Annotated in this window: 18 protein-coding genes; 7 read left to right on the top strand and 11 right to left on the bottom strand. The window is 65.9% G+C overall.

Translation table 11 applies throughout. The features are described from left to right. Nucleotides 1-13 precede the first annotated feature (13 nt). Both J0A91_RS15060 and J0A91_RS15055 read right to left on the bottom strand, forming a co-directional pair. Nucleotides 14-1,207 (bottom strand): M24 family metallopeptidase, encoded by a 1,194-nt coding sequence (locus tag J0A91_RS15060; RefSeq protein WP_069205591.1) that lies wholly within the window; start codon nucleotides 1,205-1,207, stop codon nucleotides 14-16. Between the two features lies 1 nt (nucleotide 1,208). Further along, nucleotides 1,209-2,453, bottom strand: coding sequence for an NAD(P)/FAD-dependent oxidoreductase (locus J0A91_RS15055; RefSeq protein WP_069205590.1), 1,245 nt, complete (start codon nucleotides 2,451-2,453; stop codon nucleotides 1,209-1,211). Nucleotides 2,454-2,629: 176 nt separating this feature from the next. Between J0A91_RS15055 and J0A91_RS15050 the strand changes: the two genes are divergently transcribed. After that, nucleotides 2,630-3,274 (top strand): GntR family transcriptional regulator, encoded by a 645-nt coding sequence (locus J0A91_RS15050; protein ID WP_069205589.1) that lies wholly within the window; start codon nucleotides 2,630-2,632, stop codon nucleotides 3,272-3,274. A gap of 72 nt (nucleotides 3,275-3,346) precedes the next feature. Then, the gene (locus J0A91_RS15045) at nucleotides 3,347-5,635 is read left to right on the top strand and encodes a DPP IV N-terminal domain-containing protein (RefSeq protein WP_069207371.1); all 2,289 of its coding nucleotides are present in this window, start codon (nucleotides 3,347-3,349) and stop codon (nucleotides 5,633-5,635) included. Here J0A91_RS15045 and J0A91_RS15040 read toward each other — a convergent pair. Genes J0A91_RS15040 through J0A91_RS15030 form a run of 3 tightly spaced genes read right to left on the bottom strand, consistent with a single transcriptional unit; the run spans nucleotide 5,632 to nucleotide 9,012 of the window. Continuing rightward, complete coding sequence (locus J0A91_RS15040) at nucleotides 5,632-7,056, bottom strand: amino acid permease (RefSeq protein WP_069205588.1); 1,425 nt, start codon at nucleotides 7,054-7,056, stop codon at nucleotides 5,632-5,634. The genes J0A91_RS15045 and J0A91_RS15040 overlap by 4 nt on opposite strands. Nucleotides 7,057-7,081: 25 nt before the next feature. Next, nucleotides 7,082-8,080, bottom strand: a complete 999-nt coding sequence (locus tag J0A91_RS15035; RefSeq protein WP_069205587.1) for a 4-hydroxyproline epimerase — start codon at nucleotides 8,078-8,080, stop codon at nucleotides 7,082-7,084. An 8-nt stretch (nucleotides 8,081-8,088) separates the two neighbouring features. Further along, entirely contained in the window at nucleotides 8,089-9,012 is a 924-nt protein-coding gene (locus J0A91_RS15030) for a dihydrodipicolinate synthase family protein (protein WP_069205586.1), read from the bottom strand. 195 nt (nucleotides 9,013-9,207) lie between these two features. Here J0A91_RS15030 and J0A91_RS15025 point away from each other — a divergent pair, with 195 nt between their 5' ends. Both J0A91_RS15025 and J0A91_RS15020 read left to right on the top strand, forming a co-directional pair. Continuing rightward, a complete protein-coding gene (locus tag J0A91_RS15025; RefSeq protein WP_069205585.1) occupies nucleotides 9,208-10,503 on the top strand; it encodes a family 1 glycosylhydrolase in 1,296 nt (431 codons plus the stop codon). Then, complete coding sequence (locus J0A91_RS15020) at nucleotides 10,500-10,958, top strand: hypothetical protein (protein WP_206364911.1); 459 nt, start codon at nucleotides 10,500-10,502, stop codon at nucleotides 10,956-10,958. The genes J0A91_RS15025 and J0A91_RS15020 overlap by 4 nt, the downstream gene beginning before the upstream one ends. Nucleotides 10,959-10,989: 31 nt before the next feature. Here J0A91_RS15020 and J0A91_RS15015 read toward each other — a convergent pair whose 3' ends face one another. Beyond that, on the bottom strand, nucleotides 10,990-11,250 hold the full coding sequence (locus J0A91_RS15015; protein WP_069205584.1) for a hypothetical protein: 261 nt from the start codon (nucleotides 11,248-11,250) through the stop codon (nucleotides 10,990-10,992). Nucleotides 11,251-11,255: 5 nt separating this feature from the next. Next, on the bottom strand, nucleotides 11,256-12,320 hold the full coding sequence (locus tag J0A91_RS15010; protein WP_069205583.1) for a Glu/Leu/Phe/Val family dehydrogenase: 1,065 nt from the start codon (nucleotides 12,318-12,320) through the stop codon (nucleotides 11,256-11,258). A 129-nt stretch (nucleotides 12,321-12,449) separates the two neighbouring features. Here J0A91_RS15010 and J0A91_RS15005 point away from each other — a divergent pair, with 129 nt between their 5' ends. The 3 genes from J0A91_RS15005 to J0A91_RS14995 all read left to right on the top strand — a co-directional run bounded on the left by J0A91_RS15005 (nucleotide 12,450) and on the right by J0A91_RS14995 (nucleotide 17,425). Continuing rightward, complete coding sequence (locus tag J0A91_RS15005; protein WP_069205582.1) at nucleotides 12,450-12,914, top strand: Lrp/AsnC family transcriptional regulator; 465 nt, start codon at nucleotides 12,450-12,452, stop codon at nucleotides 12,912-12,914. Nucleotides 12,915-13,099: 185 nt separating this feature from the next. Next, nucleotides 13,100-14,416, top strand: coding sequence for an oligogalacturonate lyase family protein (locus J0A91_RS15000; RefSeq protein WP_069205581.1), 1,317 nt, complete (start codon nucleotides 13,100-13,102; stop codon nucleotides 14,414-14,416). Nucleotides 14,417-14,473: 57 nt separating this feature from the next. Then, complete coding sequence (locus J0A91_RS14995) at nucleotides 14,474-17,425, top strand: TonB-dependent receptor (protein WP_069205580.1); 2,952 nt, start codon at nucleotides 14,474-14,476, stop codon at nucleotides 17,423-17,425. A 28-nt stretch (nucleotides 17,426-17,453) separates the two neighbouring features. Here the strand turns inward: J0A91_RS14995 and J0A91_RS14990 are convergent, their stop codons facing one another. The 4 genes from J0A91_RS14990 to J0A91_RS14975 are packed head-to-tail and all read right to left on the bottom strand — an operon-like array spanning nucleotide 17,454 to nucleotide 26,583. Continuing rightward, the gene (locus tag J0A91_RS14990) at nucleotides 17,454-18,896 is read right to left on the bottom strand and encodes an efflux transporter outer membrane subunit (protein ID WP_069205579.1); all 1,443 of its coding nucleotides are present in this window, start codon (nucleotides 18,894-18,896) and stop codon (nucleotides 17,454-17,456) included. After that, entirely contained in the window at nucleotides 18,893-22,189 is a 3,297-nt protein-coding gene (locus tag J0A91_RS14985) for an efflux RND transporter permease subunit (RefSeq protein ID WP_069205578.1), read from the bottom strand. The genes J0A91_RS14990 and J0A91_RS14985 overlap by 4 nt, the downstream gene beginning before the upstream one ends. Next, the gene (locus J0A91_RS14980) at nucleotides 22,186-25,296 is read right to left on the bottom strand and encodes an efflux RND transporter permease subunit (RefSeq protein WP_069205577.1); all 3,111 of its coding nucleotides are present in this window, start codon (nucleotides 25,294-25,296) and stop codon (nucleotides 22,186-22,188) included. Before J0A91_RS14980 ends, J0A91_RS14985 begins: the two co-directional genes overlap by 4 nt. A 12-nt stretch (nucleotides 25,297-25,308) precedes the next feature. Next, nucleotides 25,309-26,583: an efflux RND transporter periplasmic adaptor subunit gene (locus J0A91_RS14975; RefSeq protein ID WP_069205576.1), complete on the bottom strand. Its 1,275-nt coding sequence runs from the start codon at nucleotides 26,581-26,583 to the stop codon at nucleotides 25,309-25,311. Nucleotides 26,584-26,635: the final 52 nt, after the last annotated feature.

Here is a 26,635-nt window from a genome sequence, read left to right as displayed (position 1 = left end):
GCCGGCGCGGCGATCAGTCGAACGGTCGGTCGATCGCCCGCTGCGGCTGCGTGAACCAGCGCGGGCCGGTGTCGGTCATATAGAAATGGTCCTCCAGCCGCACGCCGAAACGATCGGGCACCACGATCATCGGCTCGTTGGAAAAGCACATACCCGCTTCCAGCGGCGTGCGGTCGCCACGCACCAGATAGGCCGGCTCGTGGATCGACAGGCCGATACCGTGGCCGGTGCGATGTGGCAGGCCGGGCAAGCGGTAGTCCGGGCCGAGCCCCGCCGCCTCCAGCACCGCGCGGGCGGCAAAATCGACGCTCTCGCATGGCGCTCCGGGAACCGCCGCCGCGAAGGCCGCCGCCTGCGCCGCCTTTTCGAGATCCCAGATCGCGCGGACCTCGTCGCCAGGTTCACCGAACGCATAGGTGCGCGTGATGTCGGAGTGATAGCCCTCGATCGTGCAGCCGGTGTCGATCAGCACGAGTTGCCCGTCTTCAAGACGTTGCTCGCCCGGCAGACCGTGCGGGAAAGCGGTCGCCCGGCCGAACTGGACGATGCAGAAGCTGTAGCCCGATGCCCCCATCGCCCGGTGCGCCTCGTCGATGAAGCGCTTGACCTCGGAACTGGTGATGCCGGGCGCGAGGATGCGGGCGGCGCGGCGATGCACCTCCAGCGTCATATCCTTCGCCTGCTGCATCAGCGCGATCTCGGCGGGCGACTTGCGCATCCGGCACCCGTCGATTGCCGGTGCGCCATCGATCAGCGAGACGCCGGGTGCGGCACGGCGCAACCGCTCCGACATCTGGAACGGCAGCGCCGGATCGATCGCGAGCGTGCGTGCCCCTACGCCCGCCAGCGCGTCGGCGACGAGCGCGTGTGGGTTCGCGTCCTCTTCCCACAAGCGGATATCCACGTCGATCAGCAGATCCGCCTGCAATGATCCTAACTCGAAGTTCGGGCAGATCATCACCGGCGCGCCGCGCACCGGCAGCACCATCGCGACCAGCCGCTCGGTCGCGCCCCACGGCACGCCCGCGAAATAGCGCAGCGATGCGCCCGCGCTGATCAGCAAGGCGTCGGCGCCCATGCCTTCGGTCAGCGCGCGAGCGCGTTCGATGCGGGCGAGCCGCTCGGTGCGGTCGGTCGCGGGCGCGGTCGCGGCCCAGGGGCGGATCGCGGCGAGTTCGGCCGCAGCGGTGGAGCCTCCGATGGTCATGTCATGCCTTTCTGGCGAAGCGGTCGAGATCGAACGCGGTGATGTCGAGCGGTAGCGCCTCGCGCGCCACCAGCGCGCCGACGATCTCACCGGTGATCGGCGCGAGCGTCAGCCCAAGATGCTGATGCCCGAACGCATAGACCAGATTGTCGGCCGATCCGCTGCGACCGATCGCGGGCAGATAATCGGGGAAGGTCGGGCGCGATCCCATCCAGCGATCGAACGGCCCGCGCATCGGCAGGCCGAGTTCGGCGATGTGGCGTTCGAGCCGCTCCCACTTGGCGGGATCGGCGGGCGCATCGGGATCGCCGATCTCGACGAAGCTCGCCACCTGCACGCAATCGCGATAGCGCGTGACGACCATCGAGCGATCCTCGAACACCACCGGCGGCATCCCAGCCGGCCAGTCGTGGTTGCGCGACCGCAGATGATAGCCGCGCTCGGCGACGATCGGCGCGCGGTGGCCAAGCGGTGCGATGAGCGACCCTGATCGCACACCAGCGGCGAGCACGATATGATCGGCCACCGTCACCGCACCGCCGTCGATCGACACCCCTGCCCGCCCGCCGACGCGCGACACCCGCGCATGACCGCGCACGATCCGGCCGCCGGAGCGTTCGAATGCACCCTCCAGCGCATCGGCCAATCGCCCCAGATCGGCAATCGACCCGGTGTTGGTGAACCGGATCGCCCCGGAAGGGGCGGCCCGGAGCAGTGCCGCCAGACCCTGTCCCTCATCGGCGTCGACGTCGCGGAACCGTGCGGTGCCGGTGTCCGCCGCCGCCCAGTTCTCTTTGCCCGCGCGCGCCGCCGCCGGCGATCCCCACACAACGAAATGCCCGTCGTCGCGCAGGATATCGCCCGGCAGGTCTGCGGCCAGCCGCAGCCACGCCGGCATCGCCTGAGCGACCAGCATCGACAAGGCCGCCTTGCCGCATTCGAACCGGCGCGGCCGTGCCGCGCCGAGCATGCGCCATGCGAAGGGCAGCGACGCGTGCCATTGCCGGAGTGGCAAGGCGAGCGCGCCGCCACGCCAGAATAGCCGCCTCGGCGCAGACCGGATCGCCTTGCGCGAGGCGAGCGGCTCGACCTGCTCGATCGCGATATGCCCGGCATTCCCCCACGAAGCGGCGGTGCGCCCGGAATCGGCATCGACCAAAGTCACGTCGATGCCGCGCCCCGCCAGCGCCAGAGCGCTGGTCAGCCCCACGACACCGCCGCCAATGATGATCGCCTTTTCGCCCATGTCTCACCTTGATGATCGGGAGGCTCTATCGTATACGATATATGTAGACAATCAGCGGGCGGCGCCATGTTCCAGAAAAGTTTCTACTCGGGATTGGTAGCCTGGACTGTTTACCGCTTGGTACATGCCGTTGGATCGGGGCACAGTCGGATCGATCCTGTGGAGCCCCTTTCCTGATGAGCATTGTCGTCCGCAATCTATCCGAACAGATTTTCAATATCGTCCGCGAACAGATCGTATCCGGCAAGCTGCCCGTCGAGCGGCCGATCCGGCAGGATGCGATGGCCAACGAACTCGGCGTCAGTAAGATTCCGCTCCGCGAGGCGCTCGCGCGGCTTGAGCAGGAAGGGCTGCTGGTCAGCCAGGCCAATCGCGGTTTCTTCGTGCGCCAGATGTCGGCGAGCGAAGCCGAGGAGATTTTCGCGCTGCGCCTCGCGATCGAGCCTCAGGCGCTCGCCGCCGCGGCGATGGACGCGAGCGAGGAGGAGCAGCAAGACGCACGCGATGCGCTGGCGGCGCTAGACCTCGCCGCAGTCGATCACCTCGACGATGTCGCCGCGCGCAACCGGGATTTCCACATGGCATTGGTCCGCCCCGGCCGCCGGCTGCTGACCACCCAGTTGATCGAGCGTTTGCACGTGATGTCGGAGCGCTATGTCCACAAGCATCTTGAGCCGGCCGGCCGCGAGCACCGCGCGCATCTCGAACATCAGGTTCTGTTGGAAGCCTGGACGACGCGCGACGCCGAGCGCGCCAAGAGGCTCGCCGCCGAGCATATCAACGGCACGCTGAGCGATCTTCGGCGCCAGCTAAGCTGGTGACGCGGCGGTCGGCTCCGACGCCATCCGGCTGACCGCGCCGATCGCGCGACCTTTCTGACCGAGGACATGACGATGATCGACTCCCGCGTGAGGGCATCCGTGCTCGCGTCCGCGCTTCTGTGCCTGCCAACCAGCCTGTACGCGGCGCCCGATGCCGCCGCGTACACCCGCTCGATCGGGCTGCGCGAGCAGTGGCAGTATCTGACGCGGGAGGTCGCATGGCCCGCGCACTGGACACCCGATGGCACCCGCTTTTCCTACCGCAAGACCGTTGAAGGCGGCTTCGCCTTCGAGCAGGTCGACGCACGCACCCTCGCCAAATCGCCGGCGTTCGATCCCGCCAAGATGGCGCAGGGTCTCACCGTCGCGCTCGGCTATCCGGTCGATCCGCTGCGCCTGCCCTTTCCGGCGTTCGACTATAGCGAGGATGGCAAGACGATCCGGTTCCAGATCGGGGAAGCAGCCTGGCATTGCGGACTCGACGGACAGGGCTGCGCGGTCGAACCGGACCAGCACCGCCCGCGCGGCTTCGGCGTTGTCCGCGATCTCTCGGTGCCCGCCGACAATCGGCCTGCCCTATCTCCTGACGGTCAATGGCAGGCGTTGGTCGAAGACAACCAGCTTGTCCTTCGCAGGCCGGGCGGCAAAGAGTCGATCCACCTCAGCCGCGACGGATCGGAGGGCGATTTCTACGATCCCGAGACGCTCGTCTGGTCGCCCGATAGCCGCCACATCATGATCTACCGCGTCCGGCCCGGCTATGCGCGCCATGTGCTGCGCGTCGAGGCCGCGCCCGCCGGGCAACTCCAACCGGCACTGCGCAGCCAACTTTATCCCAAGCCCGGCGACACGGTCGATCAGGAACAGCCCGTGTTGTTCGACGTCGCTGCCCGGCGCGAGATCGTGATCGACACCGCGCTGTTCCCCAACCCCTACGCGCTACCCCAGCCGCGCTGGCGCAAGGACGGGCGCAGCGTCGCGTTCGATTATGCCCGGCGCGGCTTCCAGCAGGCGCGCGTCATCGCGGTCGACGCCGAAACCGGCACGCCCCATGCCGCCGTGACCGAAAATGCCGCGACCTTCGTCTACGCCGATCGCCGCTATGCGCACGATGTCGGCGGACTTGGCGACGAGATCATCTGGGCATCGGAGCGTGATGGCTGGAACCATTTGTACCTGATCGACGGCCGCACCGGCCGGGTAAAAACCAGGATCACACACGGCGACTGGGTGGTGCGGGACGTCGTCAAGGTCGATGATGCCAAACGCCAGATCTGGTTCGCCGCGAGCGGAATGAACCCCGGCGAAGACCCCTATTTCCGACATTTCTACCGGATCGATTTCGACGGCCGACACCTTACCGCATTGACACCGGCGCGCGCCGATCATGATATCGCCTTCTCGCCGGACATGACTCTGTACGTCGACACCTATTCGCGGGTCGATCTGCCCAACATCGCCGAACTGCACCGCGCCACCGATGGCGCTCTGGTCGCCACGATCACCAAAGGCGACGACAGCAGGCTCGTCGCGGCGGGCTTCCGGCCGCCCGAGGTGTTCACCGCCAAGGGGCGCGACGGGCGAACCGACATCTGGGGGGTGGTGGTGCGCCCGCGCGACTATGATCCCCGTAAGCGCTATCCGGTGATCGAGAACATCTATGCCGGCCCGCACGACAGCTTCGTGCCCAAGGGCTTCTGGCCGTTCGGCTACCATTCGGGCGGCGACAAGGTGATCGGGATGCAGGCGCAGGCCGATCTCGGCTTCATCGTCGTGCAGATCGACGGCATGGGGACCGCCAATCGGTCGAAGGCGTTTCAGGACGTCGCGTGGAAGAACCTCGCCGATTCCGGCTTCCCCGATCGTATCGCCTGGCACCGCGCGATGGCGGCGCGCGATCCGTCCTACGATATCAGCCGGGTTGGCATCTACGGCGCATCGGCTGGCGGGCAAAGCACGCTCAACGCGCTGCTGTTCCATGGCGATTTCTACAAGGCCGGCGTCGCCTACGCCGGCTGCTACGACAATCGCATGGATAAGATCAGTTGGAACGAACAGTGGCTCGGCTGGCCGGTCGATCAGAGCTACGCGGCGGCATCGGGCGTCGACAACGCGTGGCGGCTGACCGGCAAGCTGCTGATGATCGTCGGTGAGCAGGACAGCAATGTCGATCCGGCCTCGACCATGCAGGTCGCCGATGCGCTCATCAAGGCGAACAAGGATTTCGAACTGCTGGTGGTGCCCGGCGGCGAACATTCGGTCGGCCGCTCGACTGGCCCGATCGATTATGTCGCGCGCCGCCAGTTCGGTTTCTTCGTCCGCGCCCTGACGGGCGCGTCGACGCCGGACTGGAACCGCTAGACGCGCACCGCCTTCACGCGCCCGAGCAGGCTGTGCGAACGGCCATAGGCGAAATAGGCGGCGAGACCGATCAGGTTCCAGATCGCGAAGCGCACCAGCGTCTTCTCGGGCAGTGAAAACAGCAGATAGACGCACCCCAGGATCGCCGCCGTGCCGACGACATACGGCTGCGGGCAGCGGAACACCCGCCGCACCTCGGGCGCGCGGCGACGCAGGATCATCATGCACGCGCCGACCGCGATGAAGGCGATCAGCGTGCCCGCATTGGCGAGTTCGGCGATCTCATCGAGCCGGAAGAAGCCCGCCACCGCCGCGACGAAGATGCCGGTCATCCCCGTCACCGCGACCGGCGATCCGGTCCGCTTCGACACCTTGGCCAAGGCGCGCGGCAGCAGCCCGTCGCGCGCCATCACGAAGAAGATCCGGCTCTGCCCGTACATCATCACCAATATGACCGACGGCAACGCAACCAGCGCCGCTCCGGCGATCGCCCAGGATGCGAACGGATGTCCGAGCGTGCGCAACACCAGCGCGAGCGGCTCGGCCGACTGGCCGAGTGCGGTGAACGGCATCGCGCCGATCGCGGCAATCGCGACGAGCACGTAGATGATCGTACACAAGGCCATCGATCCGATGATGCCGATCGTCAGGTCACGGCCCGGGTTGCGCGCCTCCTCGGCAGAGGTCGCCACCGCGTCGAAGCCGTAAAAGGCAAAGAACACGATCGCGGCGGCGGCCATCACCCCGCGCGTGCTACCGCCCTCGACGTGGCTGGCGAAGCCATAGGGCATGAAGGGGTGGAGATTCTGTGCGTCGAACGCGGGGATCGCCAAGGCGACGAACGCGGCCAACGCGACCAGCTTGATGACGACCAGAAAGATGTTGAATGTCGCGCTCTCACGCGTTCCCGCCATCAACATGCCCGCGATCCCGAGCGACACGACCACCGCCGGCAGATTGATGATGCCCCCGGCATGCGGCCCATTGAGGATCACGGCCGGCAGATGCACCCCGACCGCACTCAGCCAGCCGACCAGATAGCCCGACCAGCCGACCGCGACCGTGGAACAGGCCAGCGAATATTCGAGGATCAGGCTCCACCCCACCACCCAGGCGAGCGTCTCGCCCATCACCGAATAGGTGTAGGTGTAGGCGCTGCCGGCGGTCGGGATCATCGTGGCGAGTTCGGCATAAGCGAGCGCCGCGCACGCGCACACCGCACCGGCGATGGCGAAGGCCAGGATCACCGCCGGCCCAGCGCGCTCGGCGCCGACTCCGGTCAGCGTGTAGATGCCGGTGCCGACGATCGCGCCGACGCCGAGCGCGATCAGGTGCGGCCAGGACAAGGTCGGCTTCAGGCGATGGGCGGCGTCCGGGTCGGTACTGCGTGCAATCGGTTTGATCGGCCCGAGAAAATTCATTTAGCCACCCTTTGTTGTCGCAAACTCAAACCACCGAAAAGCCCGCCCAAAAGCGATCCTCGCGATCGATCCAGACCGTGTTGAAGCCGGTCGCGATCGCCGATCCCTCGATCGATGGGATAATGCCCGCCACGCCGCCCACGTCCACACTTTCCTCAACGCGCCCGATGAAGCGGCTGCCAATATAGCTTTCGTGGACGAAGCGGTCGCCGACCTGCAACTTGCCCTGATCGACGAGATGCGCCAGCCGCGCCGAAGTGCCCGTTCCGCACGGGCTGCGGTCGATCGCGCGCTCGCCGTAGAACACCGCGTTGCGGCCATCTGCGCCTTCGCTTTTGGGCACATCGGCCCACAAGACATGACTGACGCCGCAGATACGCTCGTCGAGCGGGTGCACCGGCTCGAACGCGTCCCGCACGAGATTGCGGACGGTGCGGCTGAGCTCGACGATGCGCGCGGCCCCGAGATCGTCCAGCCCGGTGTAGGCACCCTGCGGCTCGACGATCGCGTAATAATTGCCACCATAGGACACGTCGACGCTGAGCGGGCCGAAACCCGGCACGTCGATCGCGATCCCCGTCGCGGCAACATAGGCTGGCACGTTGCGGATACGGACCCACCGGACGCGACCGCCCTCCTCGCCATAGGCGATGTCGATCACACCGGCAGGCACCTCGATCCGCAGCGTGCCGGGTTCGCGCGGGGTTATCAGGCCGTGTTCCAGCGCGAACGTGGCCATCCCGATCGTACCGTGCCCGCACATCGGCAGGCATCCAGACGTCTCGATGAACAGGATGCCGCAATCGGCGTCGTCACGCGTGGGCGGATACAGGAACCCGCCCGACATCATGTCATGGCCGCGCGGCTCGAAGCACAGCCCGGTGCGTATCCAGTCGAACCGCGCGAGGAAATCCGCGCGCCGCTCGATCATGCTGGCGCCGCGCAGCAGCGGCGCCCCGCCCGCCACAAGGCGGACCGGATTGCCCGCTGTGTGGCCGTCGATGCAGAAGAAGGTGTGCCGCATGTATCGGCTCAGGCCGCCTTCGCCATCTGCTTGCTCGGCTGAGTCGCCGCCGCCTGCTCGACCCAGGCGATCACGTCCTTGCGGCGCTGTCCGGTGAGCGGAAGGCGCGGCATCCGCACGCGCTCGCTGCCACGGCCCATGATCTGTTCGGCCAGCTTGATCGACTGGACGAGATCATGCTCGGCATCGAGGTGAAGCAGCGGCATGAACCAGCGATAGATCGCGCGCGCCTCTTCCCACTTGCCCTCGTTGACCGCCGCGACAAGCCGCACCGATTCCACCGGGAAGGCGCTGGTGAGGCCCGACACCCAGCCCGACGCGCCGAGCAGCAGCCCTTCGAGCGCGATATCGTCAAGCCCGGCCATCACCTCGTAGCGAGTGCCGAAACGGTTGATGACATCGGTGAAACGGCGCGGATCGGGTGCGCTCTCCTTGACCGCGACGATGTTGGGCACATCGGCGAGGCCCTCGAGCGTCTCGAAATCGATGCTGACGCGGTAGGCTGGCGGATTGTTGTACAGCATGATCGGCAGCGACGTCGCCTCCGCCACGGCGCGGAAATGCGCCTGGAGTTCGGCGGCGGTCGGCACATAGACCATCGCCGGCAGCAGCATCAGCGCATCGACGCCGATCGCCTCGGCATCCTTCGCATACTGGATCGCGCGCGCGGTGGTGAGTTCTGAAACGCCCGCGACAAGCGGCACACGACCCCCGACAGCCTCGACCCCGGCGCGCAAGACAGTGCGCTTCTCATCGGGTTCGAGCGAATTGTTCTCGCCGCACGTCCCCAACAGGATCAATCCATCGACGCCGTCCTCGACGAGCGCGGACTGGACGCGCTGCGTCTCGCCGAGATCGATCGAAAGATCCTCGGCGAACTGCGTCGTCGCTGCGGGGTAGACACCTTTCCACAGCGTTGGCGAAACGGTCATAAAGCAGGGCCTCCAGAAAATGCCTGTTTCGTATACTATATTATTTCGGCGAGGCAATCGTTATTACGACCGCAATCCCGTCACGAGACGCCCGGCTCAGCACCCGGCCGGGCCGTCCTGCCTTTCGCCATTGGCTCCGAACCGCGCCAGCTTCGTTAAGGCAGTGTAGTTAGGAGAGCCGCCATAGCCACCTTCATGTTCGCGACCGGAATCGAGAATAGCGTACCCACGATCGACAACGGGCGCACGCGCATCGACGAGATGGAAAGCTGCGGCCATTACCGGCGTTGGGAGGAGGATTTCGCGCTCGTCCAGGAAATGGGCATCGGCTATCTCCGCTTCGGCCCGCCGATCCACAGGACCTGGCTGGGTGACGGCACATACGACTGGGAGTTCGCCGACCTCACCTTCGCCGATCTTCAGCACCGCAACATCGTGCCGATCGTGGACCTCTGCCATTTCGGCGTGCCGGACTGGATCGGCAATTTCCAGAACCCGGACTTCCCGGAACGGTTTTGCCAATACGCGCAGGCGTTCGCCGAGCGCTTCCCGTGGGTGCAACTCTACACACCGGTCAACGAAATGTACATTTGCGCCACCTTCTCGGCCCGATACGGCTGGTGGAACGAGCAGATGCAAAGCGAACAGGCGTTCGTCACCGCGCTCAAACATCTCGTCAAAGCCAACGTGCTCGCCATGCGCGCGATCCTGAAGATCCGTCCCGACGCGATCTTCGTGCAAAGCGAATCGTCCGAATATTTCCACGCCGACAGCCCCGCCGCGATCGGCCCGGCGGAAGTGATGAACGCGCAGCGGTTCCTCTCGCTCGATCTCAATTATGGCCGCCGGGTGGATTCGGAAATGTACGAATACCTGCTCGATAACGGCATGACGCGCGCGGAATATCACTTCTTCCTCGATAGCCGGCTCAAGCAGCACTGCATCATGGGGAACGATTACTACGTCACCAACGAACATCGCGTATCCGCCGATGGCGCGACGCGCGCGTCCGGCGAGATCTTCGGCTACAGCGAAATCACGCGCCAATATCATGATCGCTACCGGCTTCCGGTCATGCATACCGAGACCAATCTCAACCAGGGGCCGCTTGGCACCGAGGCGGTCGACTGGTTGTGGAAGGAATGGGCGAACGTGCTGCGAGTCCGCAATGACGGCGTGCCGATCGTCGGCTTCACCTGGTATTCGCTCACCGATCAGGTCGATTGGGACAGCGCACTCCGCGAGAAGAACGGCAACGTCAATCCGCTCGGCCTGTATGATCTCGACCGCAAGATTCGCCCGGTCGGCAAAGCCTATAAGAAATTGATCAGTCAGTGGCGCGATGTACTGCCGACCCAGAGCATGTGCCTGACCGTGCCGATCGTCATGCCCGACGAAGTCGCCGAGCATCACGCCAGGCGGCAACGCGAGCGCGCACAACAAATGGTCGAGGCAACACCGACGGCTCCAGCCATGCAGGAGAGCGGATGATCGGCGCCCGCTTCCGGAACACGGTCGCGATCCGGGCCGGTGCCGAAGGCCGGCCGATGCTGGCAGGGAGCGGGCCGCCGTCGCGATCACGGCGTAGCGCATCCGCCTTCGCCTTGCTCATCCTGCCGGCCCTCGCCGCCTGCGCCGCGACCAGTGCGATCGAGGGGCCGGTTCGCCTCGGGCAGATCGCCTATGTCAACGGACCGCGAGTCCGCGTGGACCGGGTCACCGAGGACAGCCGCTGCCCAGTCGGCACGCAATGCGTATGGGCCGGTCGCCTGATGGTGCGTGCGACCGTGCTGGGCGGCAGATGGTCCAGACAGGTCGATCTCACGCTCGGCGTGCCGGTCGATTTCGCAGACGGCAAGCTCACCTTGGTTAAGGCGAGTCCGGACAGGCGGACCGCAAAGCCGCCACCGTACCGCTTCACGTTCAGCTTCCAGGGCGGACTGTAGCAACGCCCGCCCCTCCCGGCGCCCGGCACCGTCAGCACACGACGAGCCGGACTGCCGCGACATGGATCATCGCTCGAATATTCTCCGCCAGCAACTCCGCGTGACCGGTTTCGATATCGTCGAGCCGTATCGAGACTCGCATGTCATCGCCGCGCCGAACGGCTTCGGCCCCGTCCGGCACCCGGCCGAGCCGCGCGATAAAGCCGAGCATGCGGCACAGGAGCTGAGGGTCCGCCGAGGCCGCCACCGTGAAGGCGGCAGTCCCGCGCCGCTGCGCCGTCGGGGTCGCCACGGCCGTCAGGCCGCGAGTGCCGCGACTCCTGGCTCCCCGGCGATGATCGAACGCGCCAGCCGATCGGCGGCCAGATGTGGCGCGACCTGATCCGCATCGGCCAGATCGAGCACCTGCGTCAGCCGCGTGCCGATGCGATCGACACGCACGCGCGACTCTTCCTCGCTCCAGCCCAGATACTCGGCAGCGACGTTGATGATCCCGCCGGCATTCACCAGGTAATCGGGCGCGTAAAGAACCCCGCGCTCGGCCAGTTGGTCGCCCTGCGCCGAGGTGGCGAGCTGGTTGTTGGCCGCGCCGCACACGACCTTGGCGCGCAAGCGGTGAACCGTCTCGGCGTCGATCACCGCACCGAGCGCGCAGGGCGCGAACACGTCGATCTGCGCCTCCAGCAACGCCGTTGAACTCACGACCTGTGCATCGAACGCCGTCACTGCGCGCGCCGCGACCTCGCTGCGCGGCTCGGCGACGATCAGCCGCGCGCCACGGCTGTGGAGCAACGCGCAGAGCGCGAAGCCGACATGGCCGAGGCCCTGCACGCCGACCGTAACGTCCGACAACGAGGCGCCGAGCTTGCGCCGCACGGCGACCTCCATCGCCCCCAGCACGCCCCGCGCGGTCCACGGCGAGGGATCACCCCCTGCCCGGCCCGGCTGCTGGGTCAGGCCGGCGACATGGCGGGTGGCTTCGGCGACATGGCCCATATCCTCGACGCTGGTGCCGACATCTTCCGCCGTTACGTAGCGGCCGCCGAGCGACTCGACCGCACGGCCGAAGGCGCGGAACAACGCTGGCCGATCGAACGCGCCTTGCGGAGCTCGGATCACCGCCTTGCCGCCGCCCAACGGCAGCCCCGCCAGCGCATTCTTGTAGCTCATGCCCTCGGCCAGCCGCACCGCATCCGTCGTCGCTTCGCTCATCGACGGATAGGACTGGAACCGGCAGCCGCCCGCTGCGGCGCCGAGGCTGGTGGAATGAACCACGATCACCCCTTCGAGTCCCGAGGCGGCATCCTCCAGACGGAGGATTTCGCGCGGCGGCAGCGGGTCGAGCGACTGAGAGAGAGGCATCGTGAAACGTCCTTTGATGTATCCGGTGACATTACGCGATATTTCGCGGCGATTCCGACCTATATCGTGTCATTAATCCCGGCGATCTAACATATCTTGACCGAAATCCCCCCAATATCAGGATAAAACATGCTGGAGAAACTGGACAGTTACGAACGCAAGATCCTGCAGGTGCTGCAGGCCGACGCCTCGCTCTCGACAGCGGCGGTGGCCGAGGCGGTCGGCCTCTCCGCCTCGCCCTGCTGGCGACGGATCGACCGGCTCGAGCGCGACGGGTTCATCAAGCGCCGTGTCGCAATTCTGGACCGCAAGAAGCTGGGGCTGAACGCGCAGGTCTTCGCGCAGGTGAAGCTCAATGCGCACGGCCGCGCGCATCTCGATGAATTCGCCTCCGCCATTCGCGACTTTCCCGAAGTGCTCGAATGCCATGTTCTGATGGGAACGATGGATTTCATGCTGCGCGTCGTCGCCGCCGACATCGAGGCTTATGAACGCTTCTTTTTCGAAAAGCTCTCGACGCTGCCCGGCGTGAACGAGATCAACTCGATCGTGGCGTTGTCCGAGATAAAATCGACCACCGCGCTGCCGGTCTGACGCTTCGGCGCGCATTGCGCCCGCCATCACGAACCCATCACGCTTTATCCCACGAGCGTGCCCAGCGCTTGCTCGCGTCGGGCTCACGCGCGTGCAGCGAGGATTCTTCCGATTGACAATGCGTTTGCCCATAATGTAATAATAAGGTCCATAATATGAGATAATAAAAAGGACAGGACGGGGTGATGAACGCTGCTCATCGGGCTCTGATTGCAGCCGCGCTGATGATGACGCCGGCCGGCGCGCATACGCAAAGCGTGCCGCGCGACTGGGTCGATCCCGCCACCGGGCACCGCATCGTCCGCCTCTCCGACGAACCCGGCAGTTCCAGCCTGTATTTCAACTTCAACGGCTACACGCCGCAGGGCGACCAACTGGTGATCTCGACGCCGAAGGGCATCGCCAAGGTCGATCTCAAGACGCACAAGCTCACGACGATCGTGGCCATCGCCACCCCGTTCCGGCTGCTGTTCGTCGGGCATCGCACCCGCACCGCTTTCTACCAGACGCAAGCCGCCGACGGTACGGGCGCGAAGACGATCTTCGCCGCCGATGTCGACAGCGGCAAGACCCGCACGGTCGCGACGATCGAACGCGGCGACATTCAGACGATCAACTCGGACGAGACGCTGCTCGCCGGTGTCGATACCGATCCCGCGGCCACCAACGGCGCGCTGGCCGTGTTCCAGAAGCGCGACGCCCGCTTCGACCAGTCGGAATACAAGGCCACCGGCGCGGATGGCAAACCGCTCCCCTATGCCGAGGCGAAGGAGGTGCGGATGAACGAGCGCCTCGAAGCCAAGATCCCGATGGAGATGTTCACCATCGACACCCGCACCGGCGAGAAGCGCGTCATCCACCGCGCGACCGACTGGCTCAATCACCTGCAATTCTCGCCGACCGATCCCAAGCTGTTGATGTTCTGCCACGAAGGACCGTGGCACAAGGTCGATCGGCTGTGGCTGATGCGGCTCGACCACCCCGAAACGCCGCCGGTCAACCTCCACCAGCGCACGATGAACATGGAAATCGCCGGCCACGAATGGTTCGCGCAGGATGGCAAGACGATCTGGTACGATCTGCAAACCCCGCGCGGCGAGGATTTCTGGGTCGCCGGCTACGACGTCGCGACGGGCGCGCGCACCCGCTACCACCTTCAGCGCAACGAATGGTCGGTGCATTTCCATAGCGCCCCCGACGGCAAAGTCTTCTCAGGCGATGGCGGCGATGCTGAAATGGTCGCGCACGCGCCGGACGGGAAGTGGCTGTATCTGTTCACGCCGCACGGCATTCCCGATGTGGCGGGCATCCACGCGCCCGGCGCGGCGTCGCTCATCAAGCCGGGCTATTTCACCGCCGAGAAGCTCGTGAACATGGCCAGGCAGGATTACCGGCTCGAACCCAACGGCAACTTCACACCCGACGGCAAATGGATCGTGTTCCGATCGAACATGTACGGCGGCACGCAAGTCTATGCCGTGGAGGTCGCCAAGTCCCGCTGAGGGGGCGCCGTGCCAGCCCAAAACACCGACAAAATCAAAAATCGAGGGAGTGGAAGTATGACCGAATTTTTCGCGATCCGGCAGCGGCTGGGCACGTGTTCGTCGAGCCTCGCGCTGATGGGCCTGCTCGCGATGCCGACGGCGGCGCTCGCGCAGCAGGCGCCTGCAACACCGGCCGCCGCACAACCGCAGGATTCCGCCGCCGACACGCAGACGCAGGACATCGTCGTCACCGGCTTCCGCCAGAGCCTCCGGTCGGCGCTCAACGTCAAGAAGCAGGCGACTGGCGTGGTCGATGGGATCAACGCCTCCGACATCGCTTCCTTCCCGGACGCCAACCTGGCGGACTCACTCCAGCGCATCCCCGGCATCTCGATCGAACGCGACGGTGGCGAGGGCCGCCAGATCACCGTGCGCGGCCTCTCCGGTGATTTCAGCCGTACCCGGCTGAACGGGCTGGAATCGACGATCGCGACGACGGGCTCGACGCTCGGCGCGGGCATCAACAAAGGCCGCAGCTTCGATTATAGCGTGCTCGCGTCTGAACTGTTCAATTCGATCGTCGTGCGCAAGACTCAGTCGGCCGAGATCGACGAAGGCTCGCTTGGCGCCACGGTCGATCTTCAGACCGCGCGCCCGCTCGATTTGCCCGGCTTTCAGGCCGCGATTTCCGCGCAGACCGCCTATTACGATATCAACAAGAGCTTCGCGCCGCGCCTCGCCGGTTCGGTGAGCAAAACCTTCGCGGACGGCCGCATCGGCATCATGCTCTCGGGCGCGTACAGCAAGCGCAACGTGCAGGAAGACGCGTATTCGAACACCGTGCTCGCCGATTTCGGTGATGTGAACGGCGGCTTCTGCCCGATCGTACCGAACACCCCCGTCACGCCGGTCGATCCGCTGGTCGGCAGCAAGCCCGTCACCAATCCGTGCATTCCCGCACCCGGCCAGTTCCCCGGGTCGACCCCGTCGGCGTACAATACCGTCAACCGGCCCAACGTGTTCGTGCCCAAGCTCCCCGGCTATGGCCGTTTCGTGAACAAGGAAGAGCGGATGGGCTTCGCCGGCACGGTGCAGGCCAAGCCGACCGATAGCACGCTCATCACCATAGACGGGGTGTTCGCCCGCTACAAACAACACCAGAACGATCTCGCCACCAACCCGATCAGCCTCAACCGCGCCAACGGCACCGCGACCGCCGGGCTCACCGCCGCGCAACTGACCGGCCGCCCGAACATGAAGATCCGCGACGCGCAGGTCGATGCGAACGGGCAGCTCGTCTACGGCGTGTTCGATGATGTCGATTTCAGCGTCACCAACAGCGAGAACCGCTCCACCACGACCTTCTATCAGGCCGGCATCAATATCGACCAGAAGATTGGCGACACGGTCGATCTGCACCTGCAATACGGGCAGAGCCAGTCGATCTTCGACAACCCCTATTCACGCCTCGTCACGTTTAGCCGCTTCGACAGCGACGGCTTCGTCTACGACGCGCGGACCAGCCCGACGCGGCCGATCCTCAGCTACGGGTTCGACGCGACCAACCCGAACAACTGGCAGTTCCTCAACGGCTACGACAACATCCGCGAGTTCACCAACAAGGTGACCAACCGGCTGCACACCGCCAAGGGTGATCTCAAGTGGCAGGTCAACGACCAGTTCACGGTGAAGGTCGGCGGCGCGTACAAGCGGTTCAACTTCATCTCGGCGCGGCAGCAGCGCATCGCCTCCACCACGACGATTCCGACGCTCGGCTCGGCTGGCCTGACGATCGGCGATGTCAGCACGGCACCGATCAGCATCAACACGATCGGCCTGCCCAACGGGTCGACGTCAAGCTTCGTCGTGCCGAACATCGGCAAGATCATGGATGCGTTCGGGGTCGATTGCTACTGCGTCAACCAATATGGCGACTTCCGTCTGGGAAGCCTCGGCACCGGCGCACAGGGCGACAATCGTTCGGTTCAGGAAGAGGATGTCAGCCCGTACCTCCAGTTCGACTTCAACATGGATCTGGGCAGCGTCGGGCTGCGCGGCGACGCTGGCATCCGCTACGCGCACACGCACCAATATTCGGAAGGCTTCGTCGGCATCGGTACGCCGGTCAACTTCACGCGCAACTATGAAGACTGGCTGCCCGCGTTGAACCTCGCGCTCGACATCACGCCCAAGCTGACCGCGCGCTTCGCGGCGGCCAAGGTGATGTCACGCCCGTCGCTCAGCTTCCTGACGCCGGGCGGCTCGATCTCGACCGCAAACCCGCCTTTCTCGGCAACCGTCGGCAACCCACAGCTCGATCCGTATCGCGCCACCAATCTCGACGCGTCGATCGAATGGTATTTCCAGCCGGGCGCGTTGCTCTCGGTCGCCTATTTCCACAAGGACGTATCGAGCTTCGTCCAGCAGATCAGCTCAATCACCACCTATGCGGCAGCCGGCCTCCCGCTCGAACTGCTCACCTCGGCGCAAGACCCCAACACCACCACCACCATCACCTCCTACGCCAATTCGGCTGGCGGCAAGATCGACGGGGTCGAGGTGCAGTATCAGCAACCCTTCACCTTCCTGCCGGGCTTCCTCAAGCATTTCGGCACGATCCTGAACTATACCCACATCAAATCGAACATCAGCTACATCCTGACCACCAACGCCGCCGGGCCGACGTTTATCAGGCCGCTGACCAACGTCTCGCCAAATTCAGCGAACGCGACGCTGTATTACGAGGATGCGAAATTCTCGATCCGCGGCTCGCTCGCCTATCGCGACGAATATCTGCGCACGGTGCCGCTGCGCGCGGGCTATGCGGACACGACGGGTTCCTATTCGAGCACCAACTTCGACATGTCGGCCTCTTATAAACTCACCCCGCATGTCACGCTAACGGTCGACGCGATCAACCTCACCAATCAGCCGAGCAGCTATTGGGACGGCGAGGATCGCCGCGACCAGCAGATCTACAGCTCGACCGGGCGCCAGTTCTTCTTCGGCGCACGCTACAAGTTCTGATCGACCGGCACGGACGATCCGACCGCGATCAGCGCGCGGTCGGATCGCCTGCCTGCCAGCCGCCGCCGAGCGCCTGGATCAGCGCGACGGCGGTGGTCTGGCGATCGGACTGGATCTGGATCAGCGCGCGCCGCGCCGACAGCGCGGTCGCCTGCGCGCTGACCACGTCGGTGAAGACGACGATGCCCGATTGATACTGGAAGCGCACCGACGCCTCGCTGCGATCCGCCGCGACCGAGGCCTCGCGCAACAACGCCTCCTGGCGCGCGAGGATCGCCGTCGCGGCGAGATTGTCCTGCACGTCTTGGAACGCGGTGAGCGTCACTTGCCGGTAATTGGCGACCGCCGCGTCATAGGCGGCACGGTCCGCCGCCACCCGCGCCCGCCGGGCGCCCGCATCGAAGATCGTCTGGGCGAGCGACGCGCCGACCGACCACAAAGACGCCGCCGAACTGAACAGCCCCGACAGCGTATCGTTGTTGAAGCCGCCACTGCCGGTCAGGTTGAGCGCGGGAAAGAACGCCGCCCGATCGACGCCGATCTGCGCGTTCGCAGCCGCCACCTGCCGCTCAGCCGAGGCGATATCCGGCCGCCGTTCGAGCAAGGTCGACGGGATCGCGACCGGCACCTCGGGCGTCGCGGGCGACCAGCCCGGCACCGCCGGTAGCGTGAAGGCGGCGGCATTCTCGCCGACCAGCACCGCGATGGCATCCTCGAACTGCGCGCGCGTGCGTTTCTGCCCTTCGAGGTCCGATCGTGCCGAGGCGAGTTGCGACTGACCCTGGAACACGTCGCTGTGTGGCGCGATCCCGGCGGTGTAGCGATTGGTCGCGATCTGAAGCGAGCGCTGGTACGCCGCGACCGTCGCGCTCAGGCTGGCGATCTGCGCATCGGTGGCGCGCAGACCAAGGTAGTTGGTGGCGAGTTCACCGTCGATCGCAAGTTGCGCGGAGGCGAGATCGGCGCGCCGCGCCTGTTCGGTCGCGCGCGCGTTGGCGACCGTGTTGGCGATCTGGCCGAACAAATCGGGCTGCCAGCTTCCGTCCAGGCCGACGCGGTAGCTGGTCTGCGCGTTTCCGCCCCCCGGAGACGCGACGCCGTTGGTGACGATGGTGCGCGATCCGCCGCTTTCCGAATGCGTTACCGATCCGCTCGCTGAGACGGTCGGAAACAGGCTGGCGCGCGCCTCGCGCGTGGTCGCCCTTGCCTGTCGGTAGCTCGCAGCGGCCTGCGCGATCGTCTGGTTATGCGCGTGGGCGCGCACGATCAGGTCGTCGAGCGTCGTGTCGCCGAAGCCGCTCCACCAATCGGCCCGTGGTGCCTGATCGGACGGGTTCGCCGGTTGCCAGCCATCGACTGGCTTCCACGCGGCGGACGATGCAACCTCGGGCCGCGCGTAATGCGGCGCGAGCGAGCAGCCGGCCAGCGCCAGCAGCGGAAGAAGCGAAGCGGAAAGGATCGGCTTGGTCATGCGGGAAGCTCGCTCAGGGTCGATCGCCGCGCGTGCGCGCGGCGCGAGGTCAGGCGATCGAGATAGATATAGACGACCGGGGTGGTGATGAGCGTCAGCAACTGGCTGCCGATCAGCCCGCCGATGATCGCGACGCCGAGCGGCTGGCGCAGTTCCGCCCCCTCGCCGAAGCCGATCGCCAGCGGCAACGCGCCGAGCGCCGCCGCGATCGTCGTCATCAGGATCGGGCGGAAACGCAGCAGGCTCGCCTCGCGCGCGGCGGCCTCGGCGCTGATGCCGCGGGTGCGCTGCGCATGGATCGCGAAGTCGATGATGAGGATCGCGTTCTTCTTGACGATGCCGAGCAGCAGGAAGACGCCGATCAGCGCGATGATCGAGAAGTCCATCCCGAACAGCATCAGCGCCAGCACCGCGCCCACGCCGGCGGCAGGCAAGGTCGAGAGGACCGTCAGGGGGTGGACGAGGCTTTCGTAGAGGATACCGAGCACGATGTAGATCGTCACCAGCGCGGCGAGGATCAGCAGCGGCTGCTGGCCCTGCGTCTGCTGCGAGGTCGCTGCCTGCCCCGAAAAACGTCCGTGGACGGTGGTCGGCATGCCGATCTGCGCTTCGGTATCGGCGATCGCGGCCTGCGCGGTGGAGAGCGCGACGCCGGGCGCGGTATCGAACGAGATCGTCGTCGAAACCTCGGTGCCGTCATGATTGACGCTGGCGGCGGTCGCGGCCTGTCCGAACGACGAGATCGCGTCGAGCGGCACCATCGTGCGCGGCGTGTTGCTGAGCGCGGCGCCGGTCGATGGGCTGCGCAGCGCCGGATTGGTCGGCACAGCCGCCGTCGCGGCGGATGCCGATTTGCCGGTGGCGCTTGTGGTCGCGGCGGCGCCCGTCAGCGTCGTTGCCGACGTCGCGGTCGTCGTCGCGGCGTTGGTGGCGGTCGCGTTCGGGCCGGTCGCGATCACCGCATCGGCCTTCGCCGGGACGCGCACGTCGGGCAGCGCGTGCGGGCCGGTAGTGGCGGTCTCGGGCCAGCCGAGGATCACGCTGTACTGGTTCACGTCCTGATAGATGTTGGCGACGCTGCGCTGGCCGAACGAATCGTACAAAGCGTTATCGACATCGAGCGAGGTGATGCCGAGCCGTGCCGCGCTGTCATGGTCGATCGTGACGAAGCTTTCGACGCCATTCTCGGCGAAGTCGCTGTCGACGTTCTTCAACTCGCGCCGCGCCTGAAGCGCGGTGGCGAGCTTCTGCGACCACACTTTCAACGCGGCGCTACTGTCGGCGACGAGCGTATATTGGTAGGTCGAATTGGACTGGCGCGCGCCGACCCGCAGATCCTGCACCGGCATCAGGAACAGCCGGATGCCGGCGACCGGCTGAAGCTTGCGCTGGAGCCGCGCGATGATCTCCGGTTCCTTCGCGCCGTGGCGCTTGCCGACAGGTTTCAGCGACACCATCATGAACGCGCTGCCGGCGCGGCTGCCGCCGGTGAAGCCGACCACGGTCGAAACAGCGGGATCGGCCTTGATGATGCCGACCACCTGCTTCAGCTTGCCCTGCATATCCTGAAACGACACGCTCTGGTCGGCGCGCACGCCCGCCATCAACAGCGGCGATTGCTGTTGCGGGAAGAAGCCTTTGGGCGCCACGACATACAGCCACGCGGTCATCACGATCACCGCGATCAGCAGGAAGACGACGAGCGGCTTCATCACCAGCGCCCAATCGAGCGCGCGCGCATAGCCGCGCTCGATGCGCTGATAGCCACGCTCCAACACGCGCGAGACGCGGCCGGGCTCGCGACCGTGCTCGGGAACTTTCAGGAACCACGCGCACAGCATCGGCGTGGTCGTGAGCGACAGCACAAGGCTGATGAGCACCGCCGCCGACAAGGTCACTGCGAACTCGCGGAACAACCGACCGACGATGCCGCCCATGAACAGCAAGGGGATGAACACCGCGACGAGGCTGATGCTGATCGACAGCACCGTGAAGCCCACTTCGGACGCGCCCTTGATCGCCGCTTCGAACCGCCCCATCCCCGCTTCGAGATGCCGCGTGGTGTTCTCCAGCACCACGATCGCATCGTCGACGACGAAGCCCGTCGCCACCGTGATCGCCATCAGCGACAGATTGTTGAGGCTGAACCCGAGCAGATACATCACCCCAAACGTGCCGAGCAGCGACATCACCGTCGCCGTCGCCGGGATCATCGTCGCGCGCAGGTCACGCAGGAACGCGAACACCACCACGATCACCAGGATCAGCGCGACCAGCACGGTGATCTCGATTTCGCGCAGCGACGCGCGGATCGAGCTGGTGCGGTCCATCGCCACGTCGAGCTTGATGTCGGGCGGCAATTGTTGGCGCAACGCCGGCAGTTCCGCCTTGATCTGGTTGACCATCCGGATCAGGTTCGCGCCGGGTTGTTGCGTGATGTTGACGATGATCGCGCGCTTGCCGTTGAACAGCCCGAGGGTGCGGGTGTCCGCCACGCTGTCCGTCACCGTCGCGATATCGCCGAGCCGCACGGCGGACGCACCGCGCCACGCCACCACCAGCGGGCGGTAATCGGCGGCGCTCTTGCCGGCGGCATTGGTGTAGATCTGCCACGAGCGGCCGTTCTTGCCCTCGACCAAACCCTTCGGGCGGTTGGCGTTCGATGCTTCGATCGCGGCGCGGACATCCTCCATCGCGATGCCGTAGGAATTGAGCTGATACGGGTTCACCGACACCCGCACCGCCGGCAGCGAGCCGCCGCCGAGTTCGACATCGCCGACGCCCTGGATCTGCGACATGCGCTGCTGAATGATGTTCGACACCGCATCGTAGATCTGCCCGGCGGTGCGAGTGTCAGAGGTGAGCGCAAGCGTCACCACCGGCTGGTTGGCCGGGTTGACCTTGCGATACGTAGGGTTCTGGCGAAGCGTCGCGGGCAGATCGACCCGCGCGGCGTTGATCGCCGCCTGCACCTCGCGCGCCGCACCGTCGATGTTTTTCGAAAGGTCGAATTGCAGCGTGATCCGCGTCGAGCCGAGCGAACTCGACGAGGTCATCTCGTTGACCCCCGCGATCGTCGACAGCCGCCGTTCGAGCGGAGTGGCGATGCTCTGCGCCATCACGTCGGGGCTCGCGCCGGCCAGGTTCGCCGTCACGCTGATGACCGGGAAATCGACCTGCGGCAGCGGCGCCACCGGCAGCGAGAAGAACGCCGCGATCCCCGCCAGCGCCAGACCGATCGTCAGCAGGATCGTCGCGATCGGCCGCCGGATGAAGGGTGCCGACAGGTTCATGGACGCGCTTCGGGGCCAATGTCGGGGGAAGAGCGCACGCCCCAGCCGCGCCGCGCCAGCGATTGCTGGGCCCGATCGAAATAGAGGTACACGACCGGGGTGGTGAAGATCGTCAGCAACTGGCTGACCAGCAACCCGCCGAAGATGGCGATGCCGAGCGGCCGTCGCAATTCCGCCCCCTCGCCCGTCCCGAGCATCAGCGGCACCGCCGCGAACAATGCCGCCAGCGTTGTCATCAGGATCGGGCGGAAGCGCAGGATCGCCGCCTGACGGATCGCCTCGATCGGCGGCAGTCCCTCGTCGCGCTCGGCGGCGATGGCGAAGTCGATCATCATGATCGCGTTCTTCTTGACGATGCCGATCAGCAGCACGATGCCGATGATGCCGATCACATCGAGATCATGCCCCGTCACCCAAAGCGCGAACAGCGCGCCGACCGCGGCCGAGGGCAAGGTCGACAGGATCGTGACCGGGTGAATGAAGCTCTCGTACAGCACCCCCAGCACGATATAGACGCACACGATCGCGGCGAGGATCAGGTAGAGCTGGTTGGTCAGCGAGTTGGCGAATGCGCCGGCCGCGCCGAGGAAGGTCGTCGAGATGCCCGCCTTGACCTTGAGCGTCGAGAGCTTGGCCTTGATCGCCTCGACAGCGGTGCCGAGCGACACGCCCGGCGCGGTATCGAACCCGATCGTCGCCGCCGGGAACTGCGCGACGTGCGTTACCTGAAGCGGTGAGCTGCCCTCGCGGATCGTCGCGATCGCGCCCAGCGGCGTCGCGCCGCCCGAGGCCTGGAGGTGCAGCAGCCCAAGAGACTGCGGATCGGTCAGCAGCCCCGGCGCCGCTTCGAGGATCACGCGATACTGCGTCGTCTCGGTGAAGATCGTCGAGACGATGCGCTGGCCGAATGCCGAATACAGCGCGTCATCGACGCTCGACGCGGTGATGTTGAGCCGCGCGGCGGTATCCCGGTCGATGTTGATGAACGCGGCGGAACCCTGCGCGCCGGCATCGGTGGTGACGTTGCGCACCTTCGACACCGATTGCAGTGCGGCGGCGATGCGCTTGGCTTCGGCCGTGACGTCGGCGGTGTTCGATCCTTCGATCGACAGCCGATATTGCGTCGGGCCGCTCTCGGCGTCGATCGTCAGATCCTGCGTCGGCTGGAGGTACAAAGTCACTCCGGCGATGCGATCCACCGCTTGCGTCAGCCGCTGCATCACCTTGGCTTGGCTGCCGTGGCTTTCCTTGAGGTTGATGAACATGCTGCCCGAGTTGAGCGTCGCGTTGTCCGATCCATCAACCCCGACGAACGCCGACAGCGACGCGACATCGCCATCGGCGAGGATCGCCTTCGCCGCCTGCGCTTGAAGCGCCGCCATCTTGTCGTAGGAAACGCTGGTCGATGCGACGAGCCGCGCCTGCAACTGGCCGGTGTCCTGAGTCGGGAACAGCCCCTTGGGAATGACGAGGTACAGCAGCACGGTGAGCGCGAGCGTGCCGATCGCCACCAGCAACGTCGCGAAGCGCCGATCGAGCACGAAGCCGAGCGCCTTCTCATACCGCCGCTCGACCGCGCCGAACAGCGCGGCGGAGCGTTGCGCGACCCGGCTCGGCTTCTCGTCGGCCGGCGCCTTGAGCCAGCGCGCCGACAGCATCGGCGTCAGCGTCAGCGATACCACCGCCGAGATCAGGATCGTCACCGCCAGCGTCACCGCGAACTCGCGGAACAAGCGGCCGACGATATCGCCCATGAACAGCAGCGGGATCAGCACCGCGATCAGGGAAACGGTCAGCGAGATGATCGTGAAGCCGATTTCCGCCGCGCCCTTCAGCGCCGCCTCGAAGGGGGGAATCCCCTCCTCGATATGGCGCTGGATATTCTCGATCATCACGATCGCATCGTCGACGACGAAGCCGGTCGCGATCGTCAGCGCCATCAGCGACAGGTTATCGAGGCTGTAATCGAGCAGGTACATCACGCCGAACGTGCCGATCAACGAGATCGGCACCGCCAGCCCCGCCACCAGCGTCGCGCGGCCGGAATGCAGGAAGAAGAAGATCACCAGCACGACCAGCAGCACCGCCAGCACCAGCTCGAACTCGACATCGCTCACCGAGGCGCGGATGCCGGTGGTGCGATCCGCCAGCACCTTGGCGTCCAGCCCGGCGGGCAGGCTCTTGAGCAGCACGGGAAGCTGGTTCTTGATCGCGTCGGTGGTCTGGATGACGTTCGCGCCCGGCTGGCGCTGGACGTTGAGGATGATCGCCGGCGTGGTTCCCGCGAGCGCGCCGAGCCGCGCGTTCTCCGCGCCCTCCACCACCTGCGCGACTTGGGAAAGCCGCACCGGCGCGTTGTTGGCATAACTGACGATCATGTTCTTGTAGTCGTCGACCGTCTCCAACTGGTCGTTGGCGTTGATCTGGTACGACCGGTTCGGACCGTCGAAGCTGCCCTTGGCGCTGTTCGCATTCGCATTGTCGATTGCGGTGCGCAGTTGCGACAGCGACAGGCCGAAGCTCGACAACGCCTGCGTATCCGCGCGAATCCGCATCGCCGGCTTCTGCCCGCCGGCGAGGCTGACGAGGCCGACGCCGCTGATCTGGCTGATCTTCTGCGCGAGCCGCGTATCGACGATCGACTGCACCTGCGTGAGCGGCATCGTCTTCGAGCTGATCGCGATCGTCAGGATCGGCGCGTCGGCCGGGTTGACCTTGGCGTAGACCGGCGGCGCGGGCAGATCGGCCGGAAGCAGCGCGGACGACGCGTTGATCGCCGCCTGCACTTCCTGCTCGGCGACATCAAGCCCTTCGTTCAGCCCGAATTGCAGCGTGATCACCGACGCACCCGCCGAGCTGGTCGAGGCCATCCGCGTCAGCCCCGGCATCTCGCCGAACTGGCGTTCGAGCGGCGCGGTGACGGTCTGGCTCATCACATCGGGGCTACCACCCGGATAAAGCGTGGTGACTTCGATCGTCGGGTAATCGACCTCGGGCAGCGCAGACAGTGACAGCATGCGGAAGCCGACGAGGCCGGCCAGCACGATGCCGACCATCAGCAGCGCGGTCGCGACCGGGCGTAGGATGAAAATGCGCGAAGGGCTCATGGCGCGCGCCGATCAGCCGCGATTGCGCCGGCGACGCCCACCACCAGCACCCGCCGCCGGCTTGTCACCGGGCAGCGCGACCTTGGCACCCTCGCTCAGCCGGTCGCCGCCGTCGGTGATGACGATATCGCCGACATTGAGGCCGCTCACCACCTGCACCTTGTCGGCGGACGCGATGCCGGTCTTGATCGTGCGCTGAGTCACCGTCTTGTCGGGCTTGAGCAACCACACGAAGCTGGCATCCTGCCCCGATCGCACCGCCGCCGGCGGGATCGTCACCGCCTGGCTGATCGTATCGACGGTCAGGCGGACGTTGACGAACTGACTCGGGTAAAGCTGGCCGCTCGCATTGGCGAAGCGCGCCTTGCCCTTGATCGTGCCGGTGGCGGTATCGACCTGATTGTCGAGCGTCGAGAACCGGCCCTGGTCGAGCGTCTGCGTGCGCGTCCGGTCCAGCGCGACCGCCGGAATCTCGGCGCCCTGCGCGATGCGCTTGCCGATCGCCGGCGCCTGATCCTGCGGCACTGCGAAGGCGACGTCGATCGGCTGAAGCGTCGTCACCACCGCGATGCCATTGGCGTCGCCCGCACCGATATAATTGCCGATATCGACCACGCGCAGCCCGACCCGGCCCGTCACCGGCGACACGACCCGCGTGAAGCCGAGGTTGATCTGCGCCTGCTGCACTTGCCCGCGATCGATCGCGATCGTGCCTTCGAGCTGCTTGGCGGTCGCCGCCTGCGTATCGACATCCTGCCGCGCGATCGAATCCTGTCCGAGCAACGTCTGGTAGCGGCCGAGCTGAACGCGCGCGTTGGCAAGCTGGGCGCGATCACGGATCAGCGCGCCCTGCGCCTGCAGCAGCGCCGCCTGATACGGTCGCGGATCGATGATCGCGAGCGTCTCCCCCTTTCGGACGAGTTGGCCTTCGCGGTAGAGCACTTGCGTGATCGTGCCCGATACCTGCGGCCGGATCGTGACGGTCGCCGCAGGCGTGACCGTGCCCAGCGCCTCGACCTGGATCGGCAGATCGGCGCGAACGGCCTTGACGGTGCCAACCGTGGTCGGCTGGCCGCCGCCGCGTCGGCCACCGCCGCCCGGACCGCGACCGTTTCCGCCCGAATTCGAGCTGGACTGCGCCAACCAGACCGCGCCGAGCACAACCAGAGCCAACACGGCGATACCTGCGACCCAGCTCAACAAACGCCCCCGCCGACTGATCGGGCGGGGCGCATCCGCGACGATATCGTCCCGATAGTGTGGGGAGGAAGGCTCGACCTCGGTCATGGGTGTTCCACGCGTGATTTCATTGCCCTTACCGTCTCGGAACCGGGCTTTG

Origin of the sequence: Sphingomonas panacis, from assembly GCF_001717955.1 — a bacterium.
In the GTDB taxonomy this organism is placed as follows: Bacteria; Pseudomonadota; Alphaproteobacteria; order Sphingomonadales; family Sphingomonadaceae; genus Sphingomonas; species Sphingomonas panacis.
This window is presented reverse-complemented; position numbering and strand designations above follow the sequence as displayed.

Coding starts and splice junctions, on each gene's coding strand:
- J0A91_RS15060 (WP_069205591.1), bottom strand. CDS start 1,207: ATGACCATCGGAGGCTCCACCGCTGCGGCCGAACTCGCCGCGATCCGC.
- J0A91_RS15055 (WP_069205590.1), bottom strand. CDS start 2,453: ATGGGCGAAAAGGCGATCATCATTGGCGGCGGTGTCGTGGGGCTGACC.
- J0A91_RS15050 (WP_069205589.1), top strand. CDS start 2,630: ATGAGCATTGTCGTCCGCAATCTATCCGAACAGATTTTCAATATCGTC.
- J0A91_RS15045 (WP_069207371.1), top strand. CDS start 3,347: ATGATCGACTCCCGCGTGAGGGCATCCGTGCTCGCGTCCGCGCTTCTG.
- J0A91_RS15040 (WP_069205588.1), bottom strand. CDS start 7,056: ATGAATTTTCTCGGGCCGATCAAACCGATTGCACGCAGTACCGACCCG.
- J0A91_RS15035 (WP_069205587.1), bottom strand. CDS start 8,080: ATGCGGCACACCTTCTTCTGCATCGACGGCCACACAGCGGGCAATCCG.
- J0A91_RS15030 (WP_069205586.1), bottom strand. CDS start 9,012: ATGACCGTTTCGCCAACGCTGTGGAAAGGTGTCTACCCCGCAGCGACG.
- J0A91_RS15025 (WP_069205585.1), top strand. CDS start 9,208: ATGTTCGCGACCGGAATCGAGAATAGCGTACCCACGATCGACAACGGG.
- J0A91_RS15020 (WP_206364911.1), top strand. CDS start 10,500: ATGATCGGCGCCCGCTTCCGGAACACGGTCGCGATCCGGGCCGGTGCC.
- J0A91_RS15010 (WP_069205583.1), bottom strand. CDS start 12,320: ATGCCTCTCTCTCAGTCGCTCGACCCGCTGCCGCCGCGCGAAATCCTC.
- J0A91_RS15005 (WP_069205582.1), top strand. CDS start 12,450: ATGCTGGAGAAACTGGACAGTTACGAACGCAAGATCCTGCAGGTGCTG.
- J0A91_RS15000 (WP_069205581.1), top strand. CDS start 13,100: ATGAACGCTGCTCATCGGGCTCTGATTGCAGCCGCGCTGATGATGACG.
- J0A91_RS14995 (WP_069205580.1), top strand. CDS start 14,474: ATGACCGAATTTTTCGCGATCCGGCAGCGGCTGGGCACGTGTTCGTCG.
- J0A91_RS14990 (WP_069205579.1), bottom strand. CDS start 18,896: ATGACCAAGCCGATCCTTTCCGCTTCGCTTCTTCCGCTGCTGGCGCTG.
- J0A91_RS14985 (WP_069205578.1), bottom strand. CDS start 22,189: ATGAACCTGTCGGCACCCTTCATCCGGCGGCCGATCGCGACGATCCTG.
- J0A91_RS14980 (WP_069205577.1), bottom strand. CDS start 25,296: ATGAGCCCTTCGCGCATTTTCATCCTACGCCCGGTCGCGACCGCGCTG.
- J0A91_RS14975 (WP_069205576.1), bottom strand. CDS start 26,583: ATGACCGAGGTCGAGCCTTCCTCCCCACACTATCGGGACGATATCGTC.